Here is a 23,023-nt window from a genome sequence, read left to right as displayed (position 1 = left end):
CAAGCGGGCGCGAAACGCATCGGGTGCTGGATGGGCGAGTGGATCGGCGTTGCGATTGCACTGGCCTCGAGCTGCCTCGGCGGCACGGCGGCGGCGATCACGCGGTATCTGGCCGGTAACGCCGACCCGATCACGCTTGCGATCCTGCGCTGGGCGATCGGTTTCCTCTGCGTGCTTCCCGTTGCAGTCCTGCTCGGGGCGAAATGGCCGCCGCGCGAAGATTGGCCGGCGGTCGCCGTGCTCGGCATCGCCTTCTTCGGCGTGTTCTTCGTGCTCTACAACATCGCGATGTCCTACACGACGGCGGCACGCGCGAGCCTCGCATTGGCGACGTTGCCGCTCTCCACCATGGTGGTCGGCGCCGTGCTCGGCATCGAGCCGCTGACGATGCGCAAATCGGCCGGGGTCTCGATTGCGGTGCTCGGCGTCGCCGCGGCGCTGGCATCGGGGCTGTCGGCGGCACCACCGGGGGCATGGCGTGGCGAGCTGATCATGGCGGCCGCGGTGCTCTGCATGGCGTTCTACAACGTGCTGTCGCGACCGTTCATCCGCCGCTCCAGCGCGCTCGGCTTCCTTGCCGTGGGCATGGGCGCGGGTGCGGCTGCGCTGGTGGCGGTCGGGGCGTTCACCGGCAGCCTGGCGACGCTGCGCGAATTCGGCGCATCGCAGTGGATCGCCGGGCTCTATCTCGGAATTGCCGGCGGCGCGCTGGCCTTCATCCTGTGGGTGCTGGCGCTCGAGCGGGCTTCACCGACCCGTGTCGCCAACACCATGACGGTCAATCCGATCGCGGCCGGGCTGCTGGCGAAGCAATTGATCGGCGAGCCGATCACGGCCAGTCTGGTCGTCGGCCTGATCGCGGTCTGCGCCGGAATCTGGATGGCGACATCGGAGGCCAAACCGGCCTGATCAGCTGTGCGGAGCGGACGGCGTGGTAACCGGCGGGGCGGCCGGAACGTGTTTCGGCTTCAGCGTGCCGGCGTAGAATGACAGGGCGTAGACCAGGATGATGCCACCAAGATAGACCCCATAGGATTGCGGCGGAGTGATCGCCCATCGCATGAGGCGTCGGATCGGATTTTGCAGGCCGGCATCGTTGTCCATGCGTTCCTTGTGCGCGAAGGCCGGGGCAAAGGGAAGCGGAATCGCCGGCTCAGGCCGCGCTGTTCCCTGCGAAATGGTCAGGCGGGCGGCCTTGCAATACCACATGGGCATCCGCATCTGTCACGCGACGACCAGCCCTTCCTCCCGCACCGATTGCCCGGCATAATCAGCTGATGGAACTGACGCCCCGTTTGCGCCTCATGAATTGGCTGGTCCGCCAGGGTCTGACGGGCCTGCCTGAGAACGATCTGCTGCGCGGCTTCTGCGAGCGCTGCCGGGCCGCCGGCATGCCGTTGTCGCGGGCGATCGTCTTCATCGACACCTTGCATCCGATCTTCGAGGGGCGCGGCTTCCGCTGGAACGACGGCGAGAGCAACGAGGCCGACATCTTCGAATACGGCTCGACCAGCACCGGCGAGGCCAATCAGACCTGGCGGCGGTCGGCGTTCCACCACATGCTCGAAAACGGCCATGACGAGATGGTGATCGATCTCGCCGAGAGCCATGATTTCTCGATGATCGGTGAGCTTGCCGAGAAGGGCCACAAGCATTTCGCCGCCTTCGTGCACCGCTTCGGCGAGGCCGGCACGATCGGCGAGATGGACTGTTTCTATTCCTACTACACCACGCGCCATTCGGACGGGTTCGGCGACCTTCACATGTCGGCGCTGCGCGACCTGGTGCCGGTGCTCGGGCTTGCGATCAAATCCGCGGCGCAGGTCGAGATCGCCCGCACGCTCGGCCGGGTCTATCTCGGCCGCGAGACGGCGGAGCAGGTGCTGCGCGGGCGCATGCAGCGCGGCATCACAGAGAAGATCAAGGCCGTGCTGTGGTACTCCGACGTGCGCGGCTCGACCGCGATCAGCGAGCGCATTGGCCCCGACGAGATCATTCCGTTCCTCAACGATTACGCGCAGGCCTCGATCGACGCGATCCACGACGCGGGCGGCGAGGTGCTGAAGCTGATCGGCGACGGCGTTTTGGCGATGTTCACCAGCGAGAACATGGCAAGCGCCAGACGCGCGGCACTGCGTGCCGAGCACAGATTCCGCCATAACATCCGCGTGCTGAACGATCGCCGCGAGAACGAGAACCGGCCGACCACCACGGCCTATGTCGGCCTCCATGTCGGCGAAGTCTTCTACGGCAACATCGGCAGCGAGGACCGGCTCGACTTCACGGTGGTCGGGCCCGCCGTCAACGAGGTCAGCCGGATCGCCTCGATGTGCGCTTCGGTTGACCGCGAATTGCTGACTTCGACCGATTTCCGCACCGGGCTGGATGCCGCCGGCCGCAACTACCTGGTTTCCACCGGCCGTTTCGTGTTGCGCGGCATCGGCCATGCGCAGGATCTCTATACACTGGATCCGGCCGTGCCTGCCGACGAGGTCGTCGGCGGCAAGTATGAGCGGTATCTGGCGAGCTAGGCAGCCCCTTCCTCCGTCATTGCAAGCGAAGCGAAGCAATCCACGTCTCCCCGCGTGGAAGAATGGATTGCTTCGTCGCTTCGCTCCTCGCAATGACGGCTGAGAAAGCCCGGCCTAGCAGCGCGCCGGCTCGCCGACCATGTCGGGCTGCCGCGTCAGCGACACCGCGGGCGACAGCAGGATCACCAGCGCCTGGGCGGCGAAGATCGCGGCCGCGAGATAGAGGCAGGCCTCGGCGCCGTAGAACCCACCGACGATGGCGCCGAGCGCGGAGCCGAGCGGACGGGCGCCGTAGCTCATGATGTTGATCGCCGAGACGCGGCCGAGCAGCGAGGGCGGCGTCACCGACTGCCTGAGTGTGGTGGTCGAGATCACCCAGAGGATCGGACCGACACCGAGCAGGAAGAAGCCGAGGCCGGCGAGCAGCGGCGTTGCGATCCAGGTCGTCAGTGCCATCACCAGCGAGGCGACGAGGCCAGTCACCGGGCCGAGCCCGATCACGGTGCCGAACGCCAGCCGCTTCATCACCCGCGTTGCGAACAGCGCGCCGACCACCATGCCGACACCATACATCGCAAGCGTCGTGCCGACGCCGGTGGCACTGAGCCCGAGGTGGCGCACCGCATAAGGCACGAACACGGCGAGCAGCAGGAACGATGCGGTATTGAAGATGAACTGGGTGATGAACACAGGCCGCAGCAAGGCGTGATGCATCACGAACGCCGCGCCTTCCTTGATGTCCTGCAATGGATGGCGCCGCGGTGCGGGTGCACGCGCCGGCTCGTAGAGGCCGGCGAGCAGCACGACCGCGATCGCCGACAGCGCCGCGGCAAAGCCGAATGCGGGCGCCGCGCCGACCCAGCCGACCAGCACGCCGCCGAGCGCAGGACCGCTGGCGAACGCGACGGTGCGCGCGAGCTCGATGCGGGCATTCGCGGCAGGCAGTTGCTGTGATGTCACCAGCGACGGGACCAAAGCGGGCGCGGCGACGCTGTAGGCCACCGTGCCGCAGACCGCGATGAAGCCCAGCAAGGCGAGCAGCGGCAGGGTCATCGCGCCGAGCCACAGCAACAGCAGGATCGCGGAAAGGGCCGCCGCGCGCAGCGCTTCGGAGCCGGCCATGACCCAGCGCCGCGACACGCGGTCGGCGAGCAGGCCGGCGGGAATTGCAAACAGGATGAAGGGCAGCGTCAGCGCGGTCTGCAGCAGGCCGGTCTGGCCTTCGCCGACGCCGAGCACCAGCACGGCGACGATGGGCGCGGCCGCAAGCGCGATCTGCTCGGCCGACTGCGCGGCGAGGTTGGACCAGGCGAGGCGATTGAAGGTGGCCGGCAGGCGAGGCGTATCGGCGGACATGGCAGAATCCTTGGGGAAAATCGATCTGGCCATAGTGTGTGGTTGGAAGACGTCCGATCCCACCCGTTTCCCGACAACGTAAAAACAAAGGCCCGCCGGAAACGGCGGGCCTTATCGATGATGTCAAACACGATCGCGTTATTGCGGCGAGGGCGCGAGCTGGCCGGTGATGGTGCCGACCAATGTGGCAGGCCGGCTATCCTCGCCGTTCGCAGACGCCGGAGCCGCCTCGGCCTTGCGCTGCGCCAGCGCGCTGGTCAGGCTGGTCAGCGCGTCGGATCCGGCCGGGAAGCCCGCCTCCGAGAGGATCTTGTCGATCATCGGTTTGAACGCCGAGACCGACAGCAATTGCGCGGCGAGCCCGTCGCCGAGCCCGAGACCGCCATTGCCATTGGCATGGCCGTTGGCGCCGCCGCGGCCGAGCATGCTGCCGGTATCGAAGATCCGGATGTCGGAGATCTTCTCGATCGGCTTCACCGCCTCGGCGAGTGCGCTCGGGATCACGTTGATGCGGGCGAGGTTGAGGTCGTAGTCGATCATCTCGGCGCTCAGCTTGTTGCGCGCCTCCGCCTTCAATGTCGCAACTTCTGCCTCGGCCTGACCGAGTGCCTTGACGCCGGCGGCGCGGGTGGTGGCTGCGTTGGCGTCGGCTTTCGCCAGCACGTTGGTGGCCTCGGCCTTGTTGGCCGCAGCCTGCTTCTCGGCTTCCGCCATCACCGTGATCGGCATTGCATTGGTCTCGGCAACCTTGCGCGCGGCGATCACGTTGATGATCTTGTCGCGTTCGGCGACCTCGGTGGCGCGGGCGGTGGTCACCTTTTCCTCGGCCGCGATCGCGAGTGCGCGCGCGGTCTCCGCGATGGTCTGGGCTTCCGACTGCTCCTTGCTCTTAGTCGCAACCGCGATTGCGGCTTCCTGCGCCACGATCTGCAGCTCGCGGTCGGTCTCAGTGGTGCGGCGCTTGACCGCGAGATCGGCCTCGATCTTGCGGGTGTCGCGGGCCTGGTTGGCCTCGGTCTGCTTGTTGGCGACCGCGAGCTCCTGCTGAATGCGGTATTCGGCCTCGTTCTGCAACGCGGTCTGCTCGACCTGCGCCGTCTGCGCGCGCATCGCAGCGGTCTTGTTGGCAATGTCGCGCTGCTGGGCGAGCTCGGCCTCGCGCTTGGTGCTCTCGATCGTCAGCGTGGTCTGCCGCGCCACCAGGTCCTGCTGGGCGATGTTGACCTCGGTGGTGCGGACGATCTGGTTGCGCTCCTGCTCGCGCTCCTTGGTGATCTTGGTCAGCGTGGTGAGACCGTGCGCGTCGAAGAAATTGCTCGGGTTGAAATGCTTGATGTCGCTCTGGTCGAGCCGGGTTAGCGACACCGATTCAAGCTCGAGGCCGTTGTTCTGGATGTCGGCGCCGACCGCGTCCTGCACCGCCTTGACGAACGTCGCGCGCTGCTCCTGCAATTCCTCGAGGTTCATGGTCGCGGCGACCGAGCGCAGGCCGTCGACGAATTTTGCTTCCACCAGCTCGCGCAGCTCGGCGGCGTCGTTGGTGCGGTTGCCGAGCGTCTGCGCGGCCAGGGCGATCGAGGAGCTATCGGGTTTGACGCGCAGATAGAACTCGGCGCCGATGTCGACGCGCATGCGGTCCTTGGTGATCAGCGAGTCCGGACCGCCGCGCGCCACCTCGAGCCGTAGCGTCTTCAGGTTCACCGCGGCGGTGGAGTGGAAGATCGGCAGCACCAGCGAGCCGCCGTCGAGCACCACCTTCTGGCCGCCGAGGCCAGTGCGGACATAGGCCTCATCGCGCGTCGAGCGCTTGTAGAGTTTTGCAAACAGCAGACCGATAACGAGAATGGCAAGGACGCCAATAACGACGGGTATAGCAAGTTCCCACATGTGTTATGCCCTGTTGGAAGATTGTTGTTCGACGAGATCGGAGGGAGCGGCAATCGCGATGAAGCCTTTGGCATCGCGATCGACCAGCAGCACGCTGGCGCCGACCGGCAATGCCTCGGACTCTGCGCTGGCACGCGCCGACACGGTGTGCCAGTTGCCGAAGACATCCTTGAGACGAACCCGGCCCGGCAGGCCCTGATCGAGCGGGCCGACCGACACGGTCGCGACCTTGCCGACAAAGTCGCTGTCATTGACCGCATAGCTCTCGTCGCGGGGAATGATGCGGGCGAGGCCGCGGCTGCTGTTTCTGATCACGGGGAGGCTGCCGGCAGCAGCCACCAGCGCGGCAATGGAAACCGGGATGGCGGTACCGACGGCATGCGCCAGTCCCTGAAGCAGAAAGCCTCCGATCGAGAATATGCCAAGTATCAGGATGATCAGGATCAGGAGGGGAAGCCGCCCGGCGTTGATCCAGAGAAACAGGCCACTGAGAGCATTGTGGCTCTCGGCCTCGACCGCGAACTCCTTGCCGATGAGTTCGCTGATCGAAAGTCCGACCATGGTGGTGAGCAGCTCGATACCGCCAAGTGCCACCATGATCGCAGCCGCGACCGCGAAGGGCCGTACGTCGGGGGCGAGCAGGATGTCGCCAACTGCACTCATTTTTCTGACTTGATCCTTTCAAGCCGCGCCGCGATTTCCTTTTCGCGGTGCAGGCGATCGAGTTCGTCAAGCTCCTTGTCGCCGAGCACGCTGGAAGCGGGAACACCGGTCACCCGAGCGATCGCCGCCATGGCGCGTTCAGCACTCAATGTATTGGTCGTCGATGGGCCCCGGCTGGTTTCGTCCTTGGCCTCGCGGATCAGACTTTGTTCGAGATCGGCCAATCGCGCTTCGGCCTCGCGGCGCGCACCGAGCATGGCCTGCAGCGCCTTGGTCTGCTCGTCGATTTCGAGCTCGATGAAATCCATCGCGCGTTCCAGCGCGATCACCTGCGACTCCAGGTCGATTTGCCGAGCGACCCCGGCGCGCGCGAGGTCCTCGCGACTTTCCGCAAGTGCGAGACGGATCTTCTCGTTCAGGCGAGCGGTTTCGGTATCCAGTTCTTCACGCCGCTTCTTCAGTCGGAATTCTTCGGCGCGCGACTTGCCGAGCGCATAGCGCGCTTCGTCGGCGCCGGCGTCGATCTCGCGGATCGCCTGCTTGACCAGCGCGACCTTGTTGTTGCTCTCGACATTGTCGATGGTCTGGCTCGCGATGGCGGCAAGAAGCCGGCCCATGCGTGCAAGGATGCCTTCGTGAAGCATGGTCTTCTCCTCCGGTTGTGCTGATTTCGATTTGACGGCGATGTGGATTTCGTAGCCGCGACCATCCGAGATCAAATGCGCCGGGAAGGGGCTTTCCCAGCCCGAGACATATCCCGGCACGTCGAACGGCACCAAGACACGTCCGCTGACAGTGCTAATGGTCAGTGAAGTTGGGCCCTTGATCGCGAACAACTTGTCGTCGAGCGGTATCCGGCGGACGGCGGCACCCGCGACGTAGTTGGCGCGGTCGCGCAGTCCGAGCGTCACGAGGCGCGCGGGCAGGCCGGTCTCCTTGCGGATTCGCTCATAGGCCTGGGCGTGCAGCGAGACGAGGTTGGCACCGACGGGAGCGACCTCGGCGAGGATTGCCATCATCCGGTCATAGGCCGCAAAGGTCGCCTCGATCGCCTCGACGCCTGAGGGGTCAGGGGCGAGGGCGTAGCGCAGCGTTGCGGTCGGCGTCTCGACGGGAAGCTTGATCATACGTCTAACGTAAAGCACTTCCTCAGTGCTTTACAAGCTGGGCGGTCGGTATCATTTCCGTGATCCCAGATGCAGTTGCAAATGAGTTGCAATAACGGGAGAGATCGGCCATCCTGCGCGCATGGACGCTCGGACCCCTGACATGTCTTCCGTTTCCGTTCCCAACGCCGTGCCCGGCGGTTGGCGCGATGATGCCGGCCACGCGCGCAGCCTTCCCGAGGTGAACGCGACCGTTCAGGTGCCGAGCGCAGGCGTCTGGTGGCGCCGGCTGCTGGCCTTCGCCGGGCCGGGCTATCTGGTCTCGGTCGGCTACATGGACCCTGGCAACTGGGCCACCGATCTCGCGGGCGGCTCGAAGTTTGGCTACACGCTGCTGTCGGTCATCCTGCTCTCCAACCTGATGGCGATCCTGCTGCAGGCGCTTGCCGCGCGGCTCGGCATCGCCACCGATCGCGATCTGGCGCAGGCCTGCCGCGCGACCTATTCGCGGCCGGTGAACCTGCTGCTGTGGCTCGCCTGCGAGGCCGCGATCATCGCCTGCGACCTCGCCGAGGTGATCGGCACCGCGATCGCGCTGAAGCTGCTGTTCGGCATCCCCCTGATCGGCGGTGCGCTGCTAGCCGCGCTCGATGCGTTCCTTTTGCTGCTGCTGATGAACCGCGGCTTCCGCTTCCTCGAAGCCTTCGTGATCGCGCTCCTGATCGTCATTGCGGTCTGCTTCGTGGTGCAGATCGCCGCGGCCGCGCCGCCGATCGCCGGCGTGCTCGGCGGCTTCATGCCCTCGCGCGAGATCGTCACCAATCCGGAGATGCTCTACATCGCGATCGGCATCATCGGCGCCACCGTGATGCCGCATAACCTCTATCTGCACTCATCGATCGTGCAGACCCGCGCCTATCCGCGCACCGAGGAGGGGCGGCGCGACGCGATCAAATGGGCGACGACGGATTCCACCATCGCGCTGATGCTGGCGCTGTTCGTCAACGCCGCGATCCTGGTGCTGGCGGCCGCGACCTTCCACAAGAGCGGCCATTCCGATGTCGCCGAGATCGACCAGGCGTTCGAGCTGCTGTCGCCGCTGCTCGGCCTCGGCATCGCCTCGACGCTGTTTGCCGTGGCGCTATTGGCCTCCGGCCTTAACTCGACGGTGACGGCGACGCTGGCCGGCCAGATCGTGATGCAGGGCTTCCTCGACCTCAAGCTGCCCGACTGGCTGCAGCGGCTGGTGACCCGCGGCATCGCGATCGTCCCGGTCATCGTGGTCGCGGCGCTCTATGGCGAGAGCGGCACCGCGCAGCTCCTGGTGTTCAGCCAGGTCGTGCTGTCGATGCAGCTGCCGTTCGCGGTGATCCCGCTGGTGCGCTTCGTGTCCGACAAGCGCAAGATGGGCGCGTTCGCGATCTCGATGCCGGTTGCGGTGGCGGCGTGGATCGTCGCCGGCCTGATTGTGATCCTGAACGTGAAGCTGTTGTTCGATACGCTGTTCGGGACCTAGCGCGAACGCTAGTCCTGCGGCTCAGCCAGCCCTTCGCCTGACGCATCGACGCGCAGCCAGCCCGACGGGGCGAGCCGCTGCTGCGGCAGGAAGCGGCCCTTGTAGTCCATCTTCTTGGAGCCCTCGATCCAGTAACCGAGATAGACGTAAGGCAGGCCCTGGCGGCGGGCGCGGGCGATGTGATCGAGGATCATGAAGGTGCCGAGCGAGCGGGCCTCAAGCCCTGGCTCGAAGAACGAATAGACCATCGACAGCCCGTCGCTGAGCACGTCGGTCAGCGCCACCGCCATCAGCTCGTCGCCGCGGCCGGTGATGGCGCTGTCGGCATTGCGCTTGCGGTATTCGATGATCCGGGTCTCGACATGGCTGTCCTCGACCATCATCGCGTAGTCCAGCACGGTCATGTCGGCCATGCCGCCGTTGCGGTGGCGGCGGTCGAGATAGGCCCGGAACACAGAATATTGCTCTGATGTCGGCACCGCGGTGCGTTGCTCGCCGATGATGTCGGCGTTGCGGGCCAGAACCTTGCGGAAATTGCGGGAGGGGCGGAATTCGTTGGCCACGACCCGCACCGAGACGCAGGCCCGGCACTGGTCGCAGGCCGGGCGGTAGGCGATCGACTGGCTGCGCCGGAAGCCGCCATGGGTCAGCAAGTCGTTGAGATCGCCCGCTTTGTCTCCGACCAGGTGCGTGAAAACCTTCCGCTCGTGGCGGCCCGGAAGATACGGGCAGGGCGAGGGCGCCGTCAGATAAAACTGCGGGGTATCACGCGAGTGCTGGGTCACGTCTGATCGTCGGGCTCCACAAACAATACAGGCAGCCGAGCTAGCATCGCCCCCCGGAGGCTAACGGTCAATTGGTTTAGGCGGGCCTAATAGGAGGCCCGCGCGGCCGGGGATATCTGGGTCCGGACCGAGCTGTTGATAACGACGGTTCCGAGGATGATGTCGTGCAGCAGCCGGCGGCGGCCGTTGAACAGCCCGACCAGCAGCACCAGCGGCGACAGGAACGAGATCGTGACCCAGAACAGCACCGCGTGGGTGGCGCCGAGCACGAAATAGCCGCGGGCGCCGTACCAGGTACGCAGTTCCAGATCCATCATGCGCATGCCGATGGTGGCCGAGTGCTGGCCGCCGATCGAGGCGCCGTAATAGACGATGGCCCAGACGATCGACGCCGGCGACACCAGCCAGAACAGCGCCCAGCCGAGGCCGAGCGTGACCAGGCCAAACACGGCAATGAAGATCACGGCGAGAATCACCGGCACCGACAGCACCACGAGGTCGATCAGGAATGCAAAGACACGTCGGGTCAGCACGCCGCGGAACAGATCCGGCTCTATCGATGGATCGAACGCATGCGGGGGAACGCCGCCGTCGTTGCGCCAAGCATCGTTGCGCCAGGTGCCGCCGTCATTGCCGTAGGACATGACCAACCTCCGATGAAAGTCCCGCGCAGGACATGGGAACAGGAGGCTCGCCTGCCAAGTCCGGGCGAACATTAACTAGCCGAAATATTCCGGCGATTCGGCGGCCGGTCTGCGCCGGGTTTGCGGGCAGGGCTTTGGTGCAGCAAACCAATGTTGCTGCGCCGGGGAGCCTGCTTCGCTCAGCGCTCCGCCTTGATCTTCTCGGCGGCCTTCGGCGCGAAATAGGTCAGGATGCCGTCCGCGCCGGCGCGCTTGAAGCCGACCAGGCTCTCCATCATCGCACGCTCGCCGTCGATCCAGCCATTGGCGGCGGCGCCTGCGATCATCGCGTATTCGCCGGACACCTGGTACACGAAGGTCGGCATCGCGAAATGGTCCTTCACGCGGCGGACGATGTCGAGATAGGGCATGCCGGGCTTCACCATCACCATGTCGGCGCCCTCGGCGATGTCGAGCTCGACCTCGCGCAATGCCTCGTCGGAATTGGCGCTGTCCATCTGATAGGTCCGCTTGTCGCCGGTTAGCGTCTTGGCCGAGCCGATCGCGTCGCGGAACGGGCCATAGAAGGCCGAAGCATATTTCGCCGCGTACGACATGATCTGCACATCGCCGAAGCCGTTGTCGTCGAGCGCCTCGCGGATCGCGCCGATGCGGCCGTCCATCATGTCGGACGGCGCGATCACGTCGCAGCCGGCCTCGGCCTGGGTCAGCGCCTGCTTCACCAGCACCGCGACGGTCTCGTCGTTGAGGATCTTGCCATCCTCGATCAGCCCGTCATGGCCGTGGCTGGTGAAGGGGTCGAGCGCGACGTCGCAGAGCACGCCGATATCGGGAAACTCCTTCTTGATGGCGCGCACCGCCTGGCAGACCAGATTATCGGGATTGAGCGCCTCCGAGCCTTGCTCGTCGCGCAGCGCCGGCTCGGTGAAGGGAAACAGCGCGATGCAGGGGATGTTGAGCTTTGCGGCGCGCTCGGCGTCGCGTACGATCTGATCGACGGTGAGCCGGTCGACACCGGGCATCGATGCCACCGGCGTGCGGGTGTTGTGGCCGTCGACCACGAACATCGGCCAGATCAGGTCGTCGGTGGTCAGCACGTTCTCGCGCACCAGCCGGCGGGCCCATTCCGACTTGCGATTGCGGCGCATCCGGATCGTCAGGTCGAGCGAGGGGGAGGCGAGGGCATCGGTCTGGCGCCGCGGTGTGTCGCGCAATTCGATCGGACGCCCGAATTTGATCGCCATGTCTTGTTCTCCCCGGGGACGGCTGGCCTGGACCTGATATAAGTCTATTTCTAGCACCTGACAGCGGCGCCGTCATTGCGCCCCAAGCGCCCTTGATTTGCCGCAACGGCAATTGATTTTGGGCTCCCGGCGGGCCAAGACTGCGCCATGAACCCCATTTTGCAGCTGCCATGCGGCGATTCGGATGTCTGACACCTCTGCACGCGATCAGGCCCGGGACAACGCCATCTCGGTGAGCGCGATCTCGTCGGACCGGATCGAGCCGGACGACAATGCGTGGACGCGGCGTCTCGTCATCTTCCTGCGCATCATGGCCGTCGTCTCGGTCGCCAAGGGCCTCTATCACTGGGCGCAGGTGACCGGCTTCGTCGGCGGCGAGGAGGAGGCCTTCGAGAACCAGTCGATGGCCTGGCAGACCGCCACGATCTATTTCGCCGTCATCGAGCTCGTCGCCGCCGTCGGGCTCTGGCTCGCGACGCCCTGGGGCGCCGTGGTGTGGCTGACCACCGTGGTGTCGATGGCGGTCATCGAGCTGATGTTTCCCGCCATCTATGGCGGCAGTCTCACCGTGGTCGGGCTCGAGGCCGTGATGCTCGCGGCGTATCTCGCACTGGCCTGGATGTCGGCGCGCGAACGCCCGCCATAGGCGAGCCCGCTGCGCCGGCCTGATGCTGTTGCCCGGCTGCGACAGGGCGACGAATTGCGGCCGGTGGCCGCCGATTCAAGACAGTCGTGCGCGCAACGAGAAGACAGCCTCGCCGGTTCTGCTAGGTGGATGCGACAGATCGCATCCCTTTCGAGGCGCCCCGTTTCCGGAGCATCTCCACGGGACCTGCCGTCGGGATCCATTGCTCCGGATCTTGGTGCGTGTGCCGGCCGGCTTTGCGCGGGCCGACGGCGGAACCGATCTCACCCACACCTGACGCTGACGGCTTGCGCGTATCGCGCGTGTCCCGCCGCGATGCACTCCGATAAAATTTTCAAAGAATTTTCCGGTAACCGATCGGTCACCGTAAAGGGTTCCCTCAGACTCGTTACGCCGTCGTTTCGAATTCAGACGATGCTGTTTCCGAATGTGACAGGAGGGGCAGACGAAGCGTGAACAAAGGGTCTGCCACCGTCAATGAAAAGTTGCGAAAAGTCCTTGATCCATGGGCTTAATCCACGATTCACTGTCTTAAATTCATGATCTCTTTATTCTCTTATTTAAGCGGATATTCAAACGGCCCCCTTACGTTGGACCTATCAGGCGGGACACAAGTTTCGTCGAATAAAGTCGATAAAAACGACAAACAGGGGAAGTGTCATGATGAAAGCCGTTGCGACAACGGCGGCGGATGCCGCTGATCGCGCTGCCGGTCAAGCTCCGGTGCAGCCGCTCTATCTCGAAGCCCTGACTTTGGTGGAGCGGCTGCATCGCCGGCTCCTCGACGTCATCAAGGACGAATTCGATCGTCGCGGCCGCGCCGACATCAACTCGGTGCAGGCACTGCTCCTGTACAATATCGGCGACAAGGAACTGACCGCCGGCGAGCTGCGCACCCGCGGTTACTATCTCGGCTCCAACGTCTCTTACAATCTGAAGAAGCTCGTCGAGCTCGGCTTCCTCGATCATCAGCGCTCGCGCGTCGATCGCCGCTCGGTCCGCATCCGTCTGACCCCGCAGGGCCAGGAAGTCCGCAAGATCGTCGATGCGCTCTATCAGAAGCACGTCAAGACGGTGGAGCAGGTCGGCGGCATCTCGAACGAGGAGTTCGCGAGCCTCAACAAGTCGCTGCATCGCCTCGAGCGGTTCTGGACCGACCAGATCCTGTATCGCCTCTGAGCCTTCCTCTTTTCGCCTGATGGCCAAGCCGGCCGCTTGAGAAGACCGGCAGCCTTCCTCCAGTTAACGCATCGGTCATGCCCGGCCGATGCGTTTTTCATGTTGCACCTGCGAAAATAAATGGGCTCCGACGAGGAACCAACGTGTTCCCTGCGCTTTATCTGTTGCCCAACAGAGAGACAGGACATGCTGGTCGAGCGCGGGATCGAGGTGCTGAATGTCGAGGTGGTCGGTGACGCCTACGCGATCGCCTCAAATTATCTGCGCAAATCCGGCGCGATTCCTGACACTTTCGCCACCAATGAGCGCCTGCTCGGTATCATCGTGAAGCTGTTCCAGCGCGGTGAGCTGAACCGGCTCCGCCTCGCCAACAAGGCGATCGCGAAGTTCGAGGCCGAGACGCTGGTGGTCGCCTGAGCGTCAACCCGGAGACTTCAATGGAAGCCGCTATCGATCGCATCATGCAGACGTACGATCTGCTGCTCAATCGCACGTCCGCTGCAAGCGACGAAGCGCGGGCGAAGGTGACGGAGTACGTGCAAACGCTGTTCGAGGCGGGCGAACGCGACACGCACCGGTTGACCGTATGCGGCCTGACCTATCTGCGCCAGCTCGACGGCAGCACCGACCACGTGAAGGCCGGGTATACCGGGCTGTAGAACGTTGCTCCGCACCTCATTTGCTTCGCGCGCAATGAGACGGGCAGGGCCTCCGATTCAACTGTCAAACTGTCAAACAGTCGCCCGGTGTCATCACCCGCGAAGGCGGGTGATCCAGTATTCCAGAGACAGTCGTTATTGAGCGGAGAGGCCGCGGCGTACTGGATCGCCCGGTCGAGCCGGGCGATGACAGTCGAGAATGGGACACAGCTTGGCTCCGCCCGTCAGGTTGTGCCTAACTCGCCTCGGGGAGGGACGTCGTTGAGACGGCAACGGCGCGAGGTCAAAACTGGCGAGGTCAAAACTGGAACGGCGCCACCGAGACGGCCAGCTTTCCATCCGCTGATTTTTGCACCGTGAATTCCACCTCTTTCGACGCTTTGACATCGCCCACGGAAACCGAAATTCCGCTGCTACACTGCAAAGTCCGCTTGTCCTTGCTCGTCGACGTCGTGACGATCCGCTCACCGAGAAGATATTGCGGCTTCGAATTCTCCTGGGGCGGTTTTGCCGTCGACTCCTTGGCCGCATAGTTGACCAGTGGATTGCGGTGATCGTCGGCAACGGCCTGTAGCACGGCCTTTCGGGTTTCGATTGAATCGCACTCGAGCTGATTGCCGCAACCGCTCAAGGCGATCAGAAGCGGAAAGCTCAGAACAGATCGCAATCGTAATGACATGCCAGACATCGCGAAGCTCGCATCCTTACTGCCTGGATCGATCAAGGACGAAGGCGGCATGAAACAGCAGCCCGTCGTTAGTGCGGACTTCGATTGCAACGTCATGTTCGCCGCCGAAACGGCCGGCGTCTCGGGCGATGCCGGCCAGCGTGTTCGCGGCTTCGACTTTTGCCGCTCTCAGGTCGGCAAGATCCAACCCCTCTTCATCGGGGTATACATCGCCGTCGTCTCTGATGTCGAAGAAGTAGCCGGGCATTTCCATTGCTCCTCGCAATGGTGAGCAACAACCGTCCGATGGATTGTGTTCCTATTCGAGTGGCTGGGAGTTCCGCTGACGACAGCCATTCGCTCATGTGAGCGGCCGTATCGGCCTGCAGGGCTTTCGGGAGTCCGGCAGGAAGCGCCCTTGCTTCCCCGCGCAAGCTCTTGGCCTCTGCGAGAAGGCGATCTTCCAGGCGTTACGCGGTCTGCTTTCAGCGCCGCCAGCGTTGCAGGCGTGTGCCAATGAACCGTCACTGCGTCCCGTCTGCGCATCGGTGAGCAGACGGGACTTCAGTGCTTACTTGCTCTCCGGCTTCCAGGTCGTGCTGGCCCGATCGTACTTGAAGCCTGGCGCAGCCTTCAGGCTGTCCTTGGTCTCGTCGAGTGTGAGCCACCACTTGTCGTCTTTCTTCTGAGACTTGACCGCCGTGTATGGCACGATCACGTCCTTTTCGCCGGCGCCGAGAAAGCCACCGACGCCGACGACGAGTCCGGTCACCTTGCCCGCCTTGTCGACAAGCACGTCGTCGATTGTCCCGATCTTGGATTCCTTCGGGTCGTAGACATTCTGCTTGTAATAGTTGGCGATGGTCCAACTCTCCGCTGGGGCAGAGGACATGGTTGTCGCCGCATGCGCGGCGGTAGCGAACGCCGCGGCTGTGATGCAGCCGATAGCAAAATTCCTCATCAGAGAACTCCTTGCCTGAAGACCATTTAGTTGGTGCTGCAGACCTTGACGGTCTTCATGCCGGTTTCGGCCTCGGAGCGGGTCTTGTAGATGGTGCCCGATGGGCTGACGACGGTGGTCGTCGTGTCGACCGGCTTCTGGTCGACGATCGTGCACTTCTTCGTCTTCACGTCCTGCACAACGTAGTATTCATCCGCGGCAAATGCCGGCGTGACAAAGGCGGCAAGCAACGATGCCGCGACAATTGCTCTAACGTTCATGTTCGACTCCTCCAATAGCCGTATCAATCGGCGGAGGTGGAACGGGAGGGAATGGCAATGGTTCCTAAGGTTGAACCGCGACCGCGCGCCATCACCCAAGAGCATCTTTAGGCGCGGCTCCGCCGTTTGCTTCACGCCGAAGGTGCATGGATGCGTTGTGCTGTTCGTTGCTGTCAGTGCGGCCCTGACCATGTCGCGCGTGCGATGAGAGCGAGATGAGAGGACCAAGTGCACCCTGACATTCGGTCGCTGCGGGAGCTCGGTCTGAAATGCGAACGGAGTGAGGGAACAGCCGGATGGGTTGTGAATTTAACCTCAACTACTGGAGGAGGACACCATGGACTTCGGAAAAGGCGCTATCCTTTGGCTGCTCGGCGTTCCGCTGCCGGTCATCCTGCTGATCGCATTGTTCTGGCACCACTAGGCGCGACATACTCCGGATGTGTTGCGAGGCTCTCGGCATCTGTCGGGAGCCTTTCGCATTTGGGTGGCGTTACGCGGTCACACGAGATTCTTCGCGGGTCGAACGCGGGCTCAACGCAAGCGAAATGCGATCGGTCGGGTGCGGCGATTTGCTGCACGGCTTAGTTGGGCCGTGCGGCTTGCCGACGGCTGAGGCGAATGGTCGCTAGGGATACGCAGAAGTAATGTCGGCGAGCGATTCCCTGATCCGACGGGACCCGCGCTTTCCGACTGGCGCTGCGGCCACATGACCGGATGCAGCCAGCAATCGCCCGGCTGCCTCTGAAATCCAGGAGGAAGCCCTATGATCTTGTCCCGCATGCGCCTGTTCGGCGCGGTCGTCGCGCTGCTTGTCGGGGCGAGCGGTCCGGCTGTCGCCCAGCAACTCGAGCTCAAGCTGATGGCGCCGGCGGCGCCCGGCGGTGGCTGGGATCAGACTGCGCGCTCGATGCAGCAGGCGCTGGTCGCCGCGGGCGTCGCACGCAGCGTCCAGGTCACCAACGTGCCCGGCGCCGGCGGCAGCGTCGGCATCGCGCAGTTCGTCAACGGCGCCAAGGGCGACGGCAACCAGATGATGGTGAACGGCTTCGTGATGGTCGGCGCGCTCGCCATGAACAAGTCGCCGGTGACGCTGGAGCAGGTGACGCCGATCGCGCGCCTCACCGAGGAGATCCAGGTCATCGTGGTGCCGGCGAATTCGCCGCTGAAGACGGCGCAGGATCTTGCTGCCGCGGTGAAAGCCGACATCGCCAAGGTGACTTTTGCGGGCGGTTCGGCCGGCGGCGTCGACCATGTGATGGCGGCGCTGTTCGCGGGCATGGTCGGGGCCGACGCCAAGAAGATCAACTACATTCCGTTCTCGGGCGGCGGCGAGTCGCTCGCTGCCATTCTCGGCGGCAAGGTCACGGCGGGGATTTCCGGCCTCAGCGAGTATGAAAGCCAGATCAAGGCCGGCAAGCTGCGCGCGCTCGGCGTGACTTCGGCGCAGCGTCGGCCCGGCGTCGACATTCCGACCTTCAAGGAGCAGGGCATCGATCTCGTGCTGGCGAATTGGCGCTCGGTGGTCGCGCCGCCCGGCATCACGCCGGAACAGCGCAAGACGCTGAGCGATGCCGTCGAGAAGATGGTGAAGTCCGACGCCTGGAAGGAGATCCTGAAGCAGAAGGGCTGGGATGATGCCTATCTCGGCGGCGATGCCTTCGCCGATTTCCTGAAGCAGGAGATCGCGCGGGTGACCGAGGTGCTGAAATCGGTCGGCCTCGTGAAATCATGACGCCGGACAGCGGTCTCGAACAAGCCGGCCGGCGGGTCGATCGCGCCGGTGTCGTGATCGCGGCCGCGCTGGCCGTGCTCGCTGCGGTGCTGGTGTGGGACGCAAGCAAGCTGCCGTCCACCACGATGTACGGCATGGGGCCGGAGGCGATGCCGATCGTCATTGCGATCGGCCTCGTCATTCTGGCCGTCGGCAATCTGATCGATGCGCTGCGCGGCAAATTGCCGGCGCGGGAGCGCATGGATCCGAAGCCGGTATGGCGGATCGTCTGCGGCCTGGCGCTGCTGATCGCCATCATCGGCTGCGGTGGCGGCTTCATCCTCGCCACCTCGGCGCTGTTCGTCACCACATCGGCCGCCTTCGGCCGCCGCGCAGTCGCGGTCGACACCGCCATCGCGCTGGTGATCACGACGCTGATCTATCTGGCGTTCGACAAGCTGTTGACGCTGAGCCTTCCCGCCGGCCCGCTGGAGCGACTGCTGTGATGGATACCTTCGCCGCGCTGGCGCATGGCATGGCGGTCGCCATACAGCCGATGAATCTGCTCTACGCCCTGATCGGCGTGATCCTCGGCACCGCGGTCGGCGTGTTGCCGGGCATCGGTCCGGCGCTGACGGTCGCGCTGCTGCTTCCGGTGACCTACAAGCTCGATCCCGGCGGCTCGCTGATCATGTTCGCCGGCATCTATTATGGCGGCATGTATGGCGGATCGACCACTGCGATCCTGATCAACACGCCGGGCGAGAGCGCGTCGATGGCGACCGCGCTCGAGGGCAACAAGATGGCCAAGGCCGGCCGCGGCGGCCCGGCGCTGGCGACCTCGGCGATCGGCTCGTTCGTGGCCGGCACCATCGCCACCATCGGCCTCGCGTTCCTCGCGCCATGGCTGGTCGACTTCGCTGTCAGGTTCGGACCGGAGGATTATTTCGCGCTGATGTGCGTCGCCTTCGTCACGGTGTCGGCAACGTTCGGCGACTCGCCGGTGCGCGGCCTCACCAGCCTGTTCATCGGCCTGACGCTCGGCCTCGTCGGCATCGACAAGCTCACCGGGCAGGCGCGGCTTGCCTTCGGCATTCCGGAACTGCTCGACGGCGTCGAGGTGACGACGCTCGCGGTCGGCCTGTTCGCGGTGGGGGAGGCGCTCTATGTCGCCTCGCGCCGCCATCACGCCGAGGAGAAGCTCGAGCCGGTGCGCGGCTCGCTGTGGATGACGCGCGAGGACTGGCGGCGGTCGTGGAAGCCGTGGCTGCGCGGCACGCTGTTCGGCTTTCCGATCGGCGCGCTGCCGGCCGGCGGCGCCGAGATCCCGACCTTCCTGTCCTATTCCACCGAGCGGCGGCTGACCAAGCATCCGGAAGAGTTCGGCAAGGGTGCCATCGAGGGCGTCGCCGGGCCGGAGGCTGCCAACAATGCCTCGGCCGCCGGCACGCTGGTGCCGCTGTTGACGCTTGGGCTGCCGACCTCGGCCACCGCGGCGATGATGCTGGCGGGCTTCCAGCAATACGGCCTCAATCCCGGGCCGCTACTGTTCGCCGAGCGGCCGGACCTGGTGTGGGGCCTGATCGCGAGCCTGTTCATCGCCAACGGCATGCTGTTGGTGCTCAACCTGCCGCTGGTCGGGCTGTGGGTGCGGCTGCTCGCGATCCCGCAGCCATGGCTCTATGCCGGCATCCTGGTGTTCGCGACCATGGGCACGATCGCAGCCAAGCCTTCGGTCGTCGAATTGTCGATGCTGGCGGCATTCGGTGTGATGGGCTTTTTGATGCGGCGGTTCGATTTCCCGATCGCGCCGGTCGTGATCGGATTGATCCTCGGACCGATCGCCGAGAGCCAGCTGCGCCGCGCGCTCGCGATCAGCCTCGGCGATCCCATGGTGCTGCTGCAAAGCCCGATCTCGGCAACGCTGCTCGGCGTCGCGGTGATCGCGTTGCTCGCGCCGTTCGTCCTCAAGGGACTTGGGCGGTTCAAGGCTAACGAGGATTAGGCCGCGGCTTGACGCTGCCAAACATTCGCGTGATCCGGAAGTATCCGGACCGCGGTCCCGGTCTTCCGTTCAGCAACGTAGATGCCTCGCCCGCGCGAGGCTCAATCAAGGCGGCTGAACAATGAAGACCACGTACCTTCTGGCGGCGCTCCTGCTGGTGCCGTCGCTCACGACCCAGGCCATTGCTCACGAACGAACCGGTAAGGGCAGCGATCGCGCGCATGTCGGCACCGGGCTGACAATTGGCGGCGGACTGAAAGGCGACGGGATCGTTGGCCGCCAGATCGCGGCTCCGCCATGGAGTGCGGCCTGCACGAACGATCTGGGATCACGGCAATGCGACGAGCCGATGTGGGTCTATGGCAGCCCCGACTATGTCGCGCAGTTCAGGAGTGCGTTCTGACGCCGATCCGCGGCTGGGCAGCCGTGGCAAAACCTTCCATTTAAAAGGCCCGCTCCGGGGCTCGCATTTCGGAGCGGGCCAGTCTGGGCGCGGCAAAGCGTTGCCGCGGCGCGAACCTAGCGCGAGAAGCTGACACCACCCTGACGGCGGTGGAAAAGAAGAGGCGGCCGAACGCCGCCTCTCGATTAAAGTTTGTGAACGAAATGTTTCGCGGCGTGCTCACCATTTGTAGGCGAGGCTTGCCGTGATGCGCCGGCGGTCGCCGTAATAGCAGGAGCTGATGGTGGCGCAGCTCGCGACGTAGATCTTGTCCGTGATGTTCACGATATTGAGCGCCGCGCGCCAGTTGTTGCCCCATTCATAGTGCACGGCGAGGTCGCCGAGCACGACGCCCGGGACACGCGCGGTGTTCGCGGTGTCGGCAAAGGACGAGCCGACATAGCGCACGCCGCCGCCGAGGCCGAAGCCCGTGAGCGGGCCGTCGCGGAAAGTATAGTCGGTCCAGACCGAGGCGAGCTCGCGGGGCGTGTTGGTCGGCACGGTGCCGATCAGCGCGGGATTGAGATCCTTGCTGACGAACAGCTCGTAATTGGTGTAGCTCGCCACCAGCTTGAAATCCCGCGTGATGTTCGCGACCGCCTCGAGCTCGACGCCGCGCGAGGTGACCTCGCCGTTCTGGGTCTGGAACAGGGTGTTGTTCGGGTCTGTCGTCAGCGCGTTCTTGCGCTTGAGATCGAAATACGCGACGCCGAACCGCGCGTTCAGCCCGGCCGGCTCGTACTTGACGCCGACCTCGGACTGCTCGGAGGTTTCCGGCAGCAGCATTTGGCCGGCGGCATTGGTGCCGATCACCGGATTGTAGCCGGTCATGTAGGACACGTAAGGCGCGACGCCGCTGTCGAAATTGTAGATCGCGCCGACACGGCCGGAGAACTTGCTGTCGTCGCGGCCCTGGGAGGCGCCGATCCGGTTGTCGTTGGTGAGATCAACCCAGTCCTGGCGCCCCGACAGCACCACCGTCAGGCGGTCGAGCTTGACCTGGTCCTGGAGATAAAGCCCGGCCATGCCCTGGGTCAGATAGGCGTTTTGATACAGCGCGCCGCTGAACGGCAGGTTGTTGCCGTAGACCGGATTGAGCACGTTGAGGTTGGTGCCCGCGCCAAAGCCCTGGCGGTCGTCGATCCCGTAATATTTAAGATCGAGGCCGACCAGCGCGGTGTGTTGCAGCGCGCCGGTGGCAAAACGGTACTCGAGCTGATTGTCGAGGTTGAGCTGGGTGGCGATGCCGCGGGTGTAGAAATTGCCGCGCGTGATGTCGGCCGCGGCCGGCGTCGTCGCGTAGCCGAGCCCGTAGAGGCCGGCATAATAGACGTCGGCGTGGGCGATGCGCGCGTTCTGGCGGAAGTCGACGTTGTCGGTCACGCTCTTCTGGAACTGGTAGCCGACCATCTGCTGGTCGCGGCGGAACTGGTCGACGCCGGGATCGCCGGCGAACAGGCTGGTCGGAATCCGGCCGAACGGCGCGTTGGTGACGGTGCCGACATAGGGCAGGAAGTTTAGCGCGCGGCTATTGCTGTGCGAGGCGAGGCCGAACACGGTGAGACTGGTGTCGGCATCCGGACGCCAGGTCACCGATGGCGCGAAGAAGAAGTTGTTGTCGTAGACATAGTCGGTCTGGGTGCCGCCGCCCTGGGCCTGGCCGACCAGGCGATACTGCACCTGGCCGCCAGCGGGCTGCGCCATCGCGCCGCCGATGTCGAACTGGGTGTAGGCGTTGCCGAAATTGTTGACGCCGGTCTCGATGTAGCGAATGGGCTCCGCTTGCGGCAGTTTGCTCACCGCATTGACGAGGCCGCCCGGCGCCGAGCCGCCATACAGGATGCCGGACGGACCGCGCAGCACCTCGACGCGCTCGAGGTTGAAGGGCTGCAGCTTCCAGCTCGCATAGGAGGTGTAGAATAGTTGCAGGCCGTCCAGGAACAGCGACTCGTTCTGCGCGGGGAAGCCGCGGATCATGAACCAGTCGTTGCGGAAATCGGCGCCATAGGTGCCGCCGATGACGCCCGGCGTGTAGCGCAACACCTCGTCGAACTTGCTGACGATCTTCTGGTCTCGGATCTGCTCGGCGCTGATGACAGTCACCGATTGCGGCGTCTGGATGATCGGTGTGCTGGTCTTGGTTCCGCTTGCGCTCTGCCGCGCCAGATAGCCGGTGACCGGACCGTTGGCGCGTTCGTGGCCGCCGGCTCCGCCGGCAGCTTGCTGCGCGGCTTGCGGCTGTGCTGCGACCTGCGCGCGCGTGGTCCGTTGCGAAGGCTGCTGCGATCGCGCCGCTTGCCGGTGCGACGGCGCATCGACCGTCACCGACGGCAATTGCGTCTGCGCGAACGCCTCGTCCGCCGCAGCAACCGAAAGCACCACCAACGCCGACGCAGCAAACCGCTGCGGCCGAATCCATCCGTCCGTCATTCAACGCCCCCGAAGAGAATTTTCTCCGGCGTCGTTATCACGATGATTTTCGTAAACAGCCGCGCGCGCTTAGAAGCTATCGAAGCCGTGCGCAAAGCGCGCGGGTGTGACTGTGAGACAACGGAGTACGACGCGCAATTGCACGCCTCGCGTGAGACGTTTGAATCGATCCAGTGTTGAACGATTCAAAGAACGATTCAAAATTCGTTTCGCGAGATCGTCTCGTGACACGATGTATGACGATAGACGCGTGAGGATCGAGAGCGGGGCAGGTGGCGCAGTTCTGTTCTCAGGAAGTACGGGAGGGGACGAACGCCTCGGACCATGC

Annotated in this window: 24 protein-coding genes; 11 read left to right on the top strand and 13 right to left on the bottom strand. The window is 64.5% G+C overall.

Annotated elements, in window-relative coordinates:
* The first annotated feature begins 30 nt into the window (after positions 1-30).
* Positions 31-909: a DMT family transporter gene (locus tag ALC15_RS12120; protein ID WP_050627411.1), complete on the top strand. Its 879-nt coding sequence runs from the start codon at positions 31-33 to the stop codon at positions 907-909.
* On the opposite strand, the gene ALC15_RS12115 is transcribed toward ALC15_RS12120, so the two are convergent.
* Positions 910-1,104, bottom strand: a complete 195-nt coding sequence (locus tag ALC15_RS12115) for a hypothetical protein (protein ID WP_050627483.1) — start codon at positions 1,102-1,104, stop codon at positions 910-912.
* Positions 1,105-1,277: 173 nt separating this feature from the next.
* Here ALC15_RS12115 and ALC15_RS12110 point away from each other — a divergent pair, with 173 nt between their 5' ends.
* Positions 1,278-2,531 (top strand): adenylate/guanylate cyclase domain-containing protein, encoded by a 1,254-nt coding sequence (locus ALC15_RS12110; RefSeq protein ID WP_050627410.1) that lies wholly within the window; start codon positions 1,278-1,280, stop codon positions 2,529-2,531.
* 114 nt (positions 2,532-2,645) lie between these two features.
* On the opposite strand, the gene ALC15_RS12105 is transcribed toward ALC15_RS12110, so the two are convergent.
* The 4 genes from ALC15_RS12105 to ALC15_RS12090 all read right to left on the bottom strand — a co-directional run bounded on the left by ALC15_RS12105 (position 2,646) and on the right by ALC15_RS12090 (position 7,564).
* The gene (locus ALC15_RS12105; RefSeq protein WP_050627409.1) at positions 2,646-3,887 is read right to left on the bottom strand and encodes an MFS transporter; all 1,242 of its coding nucleotides are present in this window, start codon (positions 3,885-3,887) and stop codon (positions 2,646-2,648) included.
* A gap of 138 nt (positions 3,888-4,025) precedes the next feature.
* On the bottom strand, positions 4,026-5,774 hold the full coding sequence (locus ALC15_RS12100; RefSeq protein WP_050627408.1) for a flotillin family protein: 1,749 nt from the start codon (positions 5,772-5,774) through the stop codon (positions 4,026-4,028).
* Positions 5,775-5,777: 3 nt separating this feature from the next.
* Complete coding sequence (locus tag ALC15_RS12095) at positions 5,778-6,437, bottom strand: OB-fold-containig protein (protein WP_050627407.1); 660 nt, start codon at positions 6,435-6,437, stop codon at positions 5,778-5,780.
* On the bottom strand, positions 6,434-7,564 hold the full coding sequence (locus ALC15_RS12090; RefSeq protein ID WP_050627406.1) for a PspA/IM30 family protein: 1,131 nt from the start codon (positions 7,562-7,564) through the stop codon (positions 6,434-6,436). The genes ALC15_RS12095 and ALC15_RS12090 overlap by 4 nt, the downstream gene beginning before the upstream one ends.
* 121 nt (positions 7,565-7,685) lie before the next feature.
* Here ALC15_RS12090 and ALC15_RS12085 point away from each other — a divergent pair, with 121 nt between their 5' ends.
* Positions 7,686-9,059, top strand: coding sequence for an Nramp family divalent metal transporter (locus tag ALC15_RS12085; RefSeq protein ID WP_050627405.1), 1,374 nt, complete (start codon positions 7,686-7,688; stop codon positions 9,057-9,059).
* An 8-nt stretch (positions 9,060-9,067) separates the two neighbouring features.
* On the opposite strand, the gene ALC15_RS12080 is transcribed toward ALC15_RS12085, so the two are convergent.
* From ALC15_RS12080 to hemB, 3 genes are all read right to left on the bottom strand, one after another.
* On the bottom strand, positions 9,068-9,844 hold the full coding sequence (locus ALC15_RS12080) for an arginyltransferase (RefSeq protein WP_021078378.1): 777 nt from the start codon (positions 9,842-9,844) through the stop codon (positions 9,068-9,070).
* A gap of 86 nt (positions 9,845-9,930) precedes the next feature.
* On the bottom strand, positions 9,931-10,488 hold the full coding sequence (locus ALC15_RS12075; protein ID WP_050627404.1) for an RDD family protein: 558 nt from the start codon (positions 10,486-10,488) through the stop codon (positions 9,931-9,933).
* A gap of 179 nt (positions 10,489-10,667) precedes the next feature.
* Positions 10,668-11,732: a porphobilinogen synthase gene (hemB, locus tag ALC15_RS12070; RefSeq protein WP_050627403.1), complete on the bottom strand. Its 1,065-nt coding sequence runs from the start codon at positions 11,730-11,732 to the stop codon at positions 10,668-10,670.
* Positions 11,733-11,916: 184 nt separating this feature from the next.
* On the opposite strand from hemB, the gene ALC15_RS12065 reads away from it, so the two are divergent.
* From ALC15_RS12065 to ALC15_RS12050, 4 genes are all read left to right on the top strand, one after another.
* Positions 11,917-12,378, top strand: a complete 462-nt coding sequence (locus ALC15_RS12065) for a DUF6163 family protein (protein ID WP_050627402.1) — start codon at positions 11,917-11,919, stop codon at positions 12,376-12,378.
* A gap of 660 nt (positions 12,379-13,038) precedes the next feature.
* Positions 13,039-13,557 (top strand): transcriptional regulator LdtR, encoded by a 519-nt coding sequence (ldtR, locus tag ALC15_RS12060; RefSeq protein WP_024583358.1) that lies wholly within the window; start codon positions 13,039-13,041, stop codon positions 13,555-13,557.
* Between the two features lie 186 nt (positions 13,558-13,743).
* Positions 13,744-13,974 (top strand): hypothetical protein, encoded by a 231-nt coding sequence (locus tag ALC15_RS12055; protein WP_050627401.1) that lies wholly within the window; start codon positions 13,744-13,746, stop codon positions 13,972-13,974.
* Between the two features lie 20 nt (positions 13,975-13,994).
* A complete protein-coding gene (locus tag ALC15_RS12050) occupies positions 13,995-14,216 on the top strand; it encodes a hypothetical protein (protein ID WP_021078384.1) in 222 nt (73 codons plus the stop codon).
* Between the two features lie 298 nt (positions 14,217-14,514).
* Here the strand turns inward: ALC15_RS12050 and ALC15_RS12045 are convergent, their stop codons facing one another.
* The 4 genes from ALC15_RS12045 to ALC15_RS12030 all read right to left on the bottom strand — a co-directional run bounded on the left by ALC15_RS12045 (position 14,515) and on the right by ALC15_RS12030 (position 16,104).
* Positions 14,515-14,904, bottom strand: a complete 390-nt coding sequence (locus ALC15_RS12045; protein ID WP_128089504.1) for a hypothetical protein — start codon at positions 14,902-14,904, stop codon at positions 14,515-14,517.
* 16 nt (positions 14,905-14,920) lie between these two features.
* Complete coding sequence (locus ALC15_RS12040) at positions 14,921-15,151, bottom strand: DUF6894 family protein (protein ID WP_050627482.1); 231 nt, start codon at positions 15,149-15,151, stop codon at positions 14,921-14,923.
* A gap of 303 nt (positions 15,152-15,454) precedes the next feature.
* On the bottom strand, positions 15,455-15,844 hold the full coding sequence (locus ALC15_RS12035) for a PRC-barrel domain-containing protein (protein WP_050627399.1): 390 nt from the start codon (positions 15,842-15,844) through the stop codon (positions 15,455-15,457).
* Positions 15,845-15,870: 26 nt separating this feature from the next.
* A complete protein-coding gene (locus ALC15_RS12030; RefSeq protein WP_050627481.1) occupies positions 15,871-16,104 on the bottom strand; it encodes a hypothetical protein in 234 nt (77 codons plus the stop codon).
* A gap of 766 nt (positions 16,105-16,870) precedes the next feature.
* Here ALC15_RS12030 and ALC15_RS12025 point away from each other — a divergent pair.
* From ALC15_RS12025 to ALC15_RS12010, 4 genes are all read left to right on the top strand, one after another.
* Positions 16,871-17,839, top strand: a complete 969-nt coding sequence (locus tag ALC15_RS12025) for a Bug family tripartite tricarboxylate transporter substrate binding protein (RefSeq protein WP_050627398.1) — start codon at positions 16,871-16,873, stop codon at positions 17,837-17,839.
* Complete coding sequence (locus ALC15_RS12020; protein WP_050627397.1) at positions 17,836-18,324, top strand: tripartite tricarboxylate transporter TctB family protein; 489 nt, start codon at positions 17,836-17,838, stop codon at positions 18,322-18,324. Before ALC15_RS12025 ends, ALC15_RS12020 begins: the two co-directional genes overlap by 4 nt.
* Entirely contained in the window at positions 18,324-19,823 is a 1,500-nt protein-coding gene (locus ALC15_RS12015; RefSeq protein ID WP_050627396.1) for a tripartite tricarboxylate transporter permease, read from the top strand. The genes ALC15_RS12020 and ALC15_RS12015 overlap by 1 nt, the downstream gene beginning before the upstream one ends.
* Before the next feature lie 121 nt (positions 19,824-19,944).
* Positions 19,945-20,226, top strand: coding sequence for a hypothetical protein (locus ALC15_RS12010; RefSeq protein ID WP_050627395.1), 282 nt, complete (start codon positions 19,945-19,947; stop codon positions 20,224-20,226).
* A 219-nt stretch (positions 20,227-20,445) separates the two neighbouring features.
* Here the strand turns inward: ALC15_RS12010 and ALC15_RS12005 are convergent, their stop codons facing one another.
* The gene (locus ALC15_RS12005; protein ID WP_050627394.1) at positions 20,446-22,695 is read right to left on the bottom strand and encodes a TonB-dependent siderophore receptor; all 2,250 of its coding nucleotides are present in this window, start codon (positions 22,693-22,695) and stop codon (positions 20,446-20,448) included.
* Positions 22,696-23,023 lie beyond the last annotated feature (328 nt).

It is taken from the genome of Bradyrhizobium viridifuturi, assembly GCF_001238275.1.
In the GTDB taxonomy this organism is placed as follows: Bacteria; Pseudomonadota; Alphaproteobacteria; order Rhizobiales; family Xanthobacteraceae; genus Bradyrhizobium; species Bradyrhizobium viridifuturi.
The sequence above is the reverse complement of the archived record's forward strand: the minus strand, read 5'-3'. Positions and strand labels throughout refer to the sequence as shown.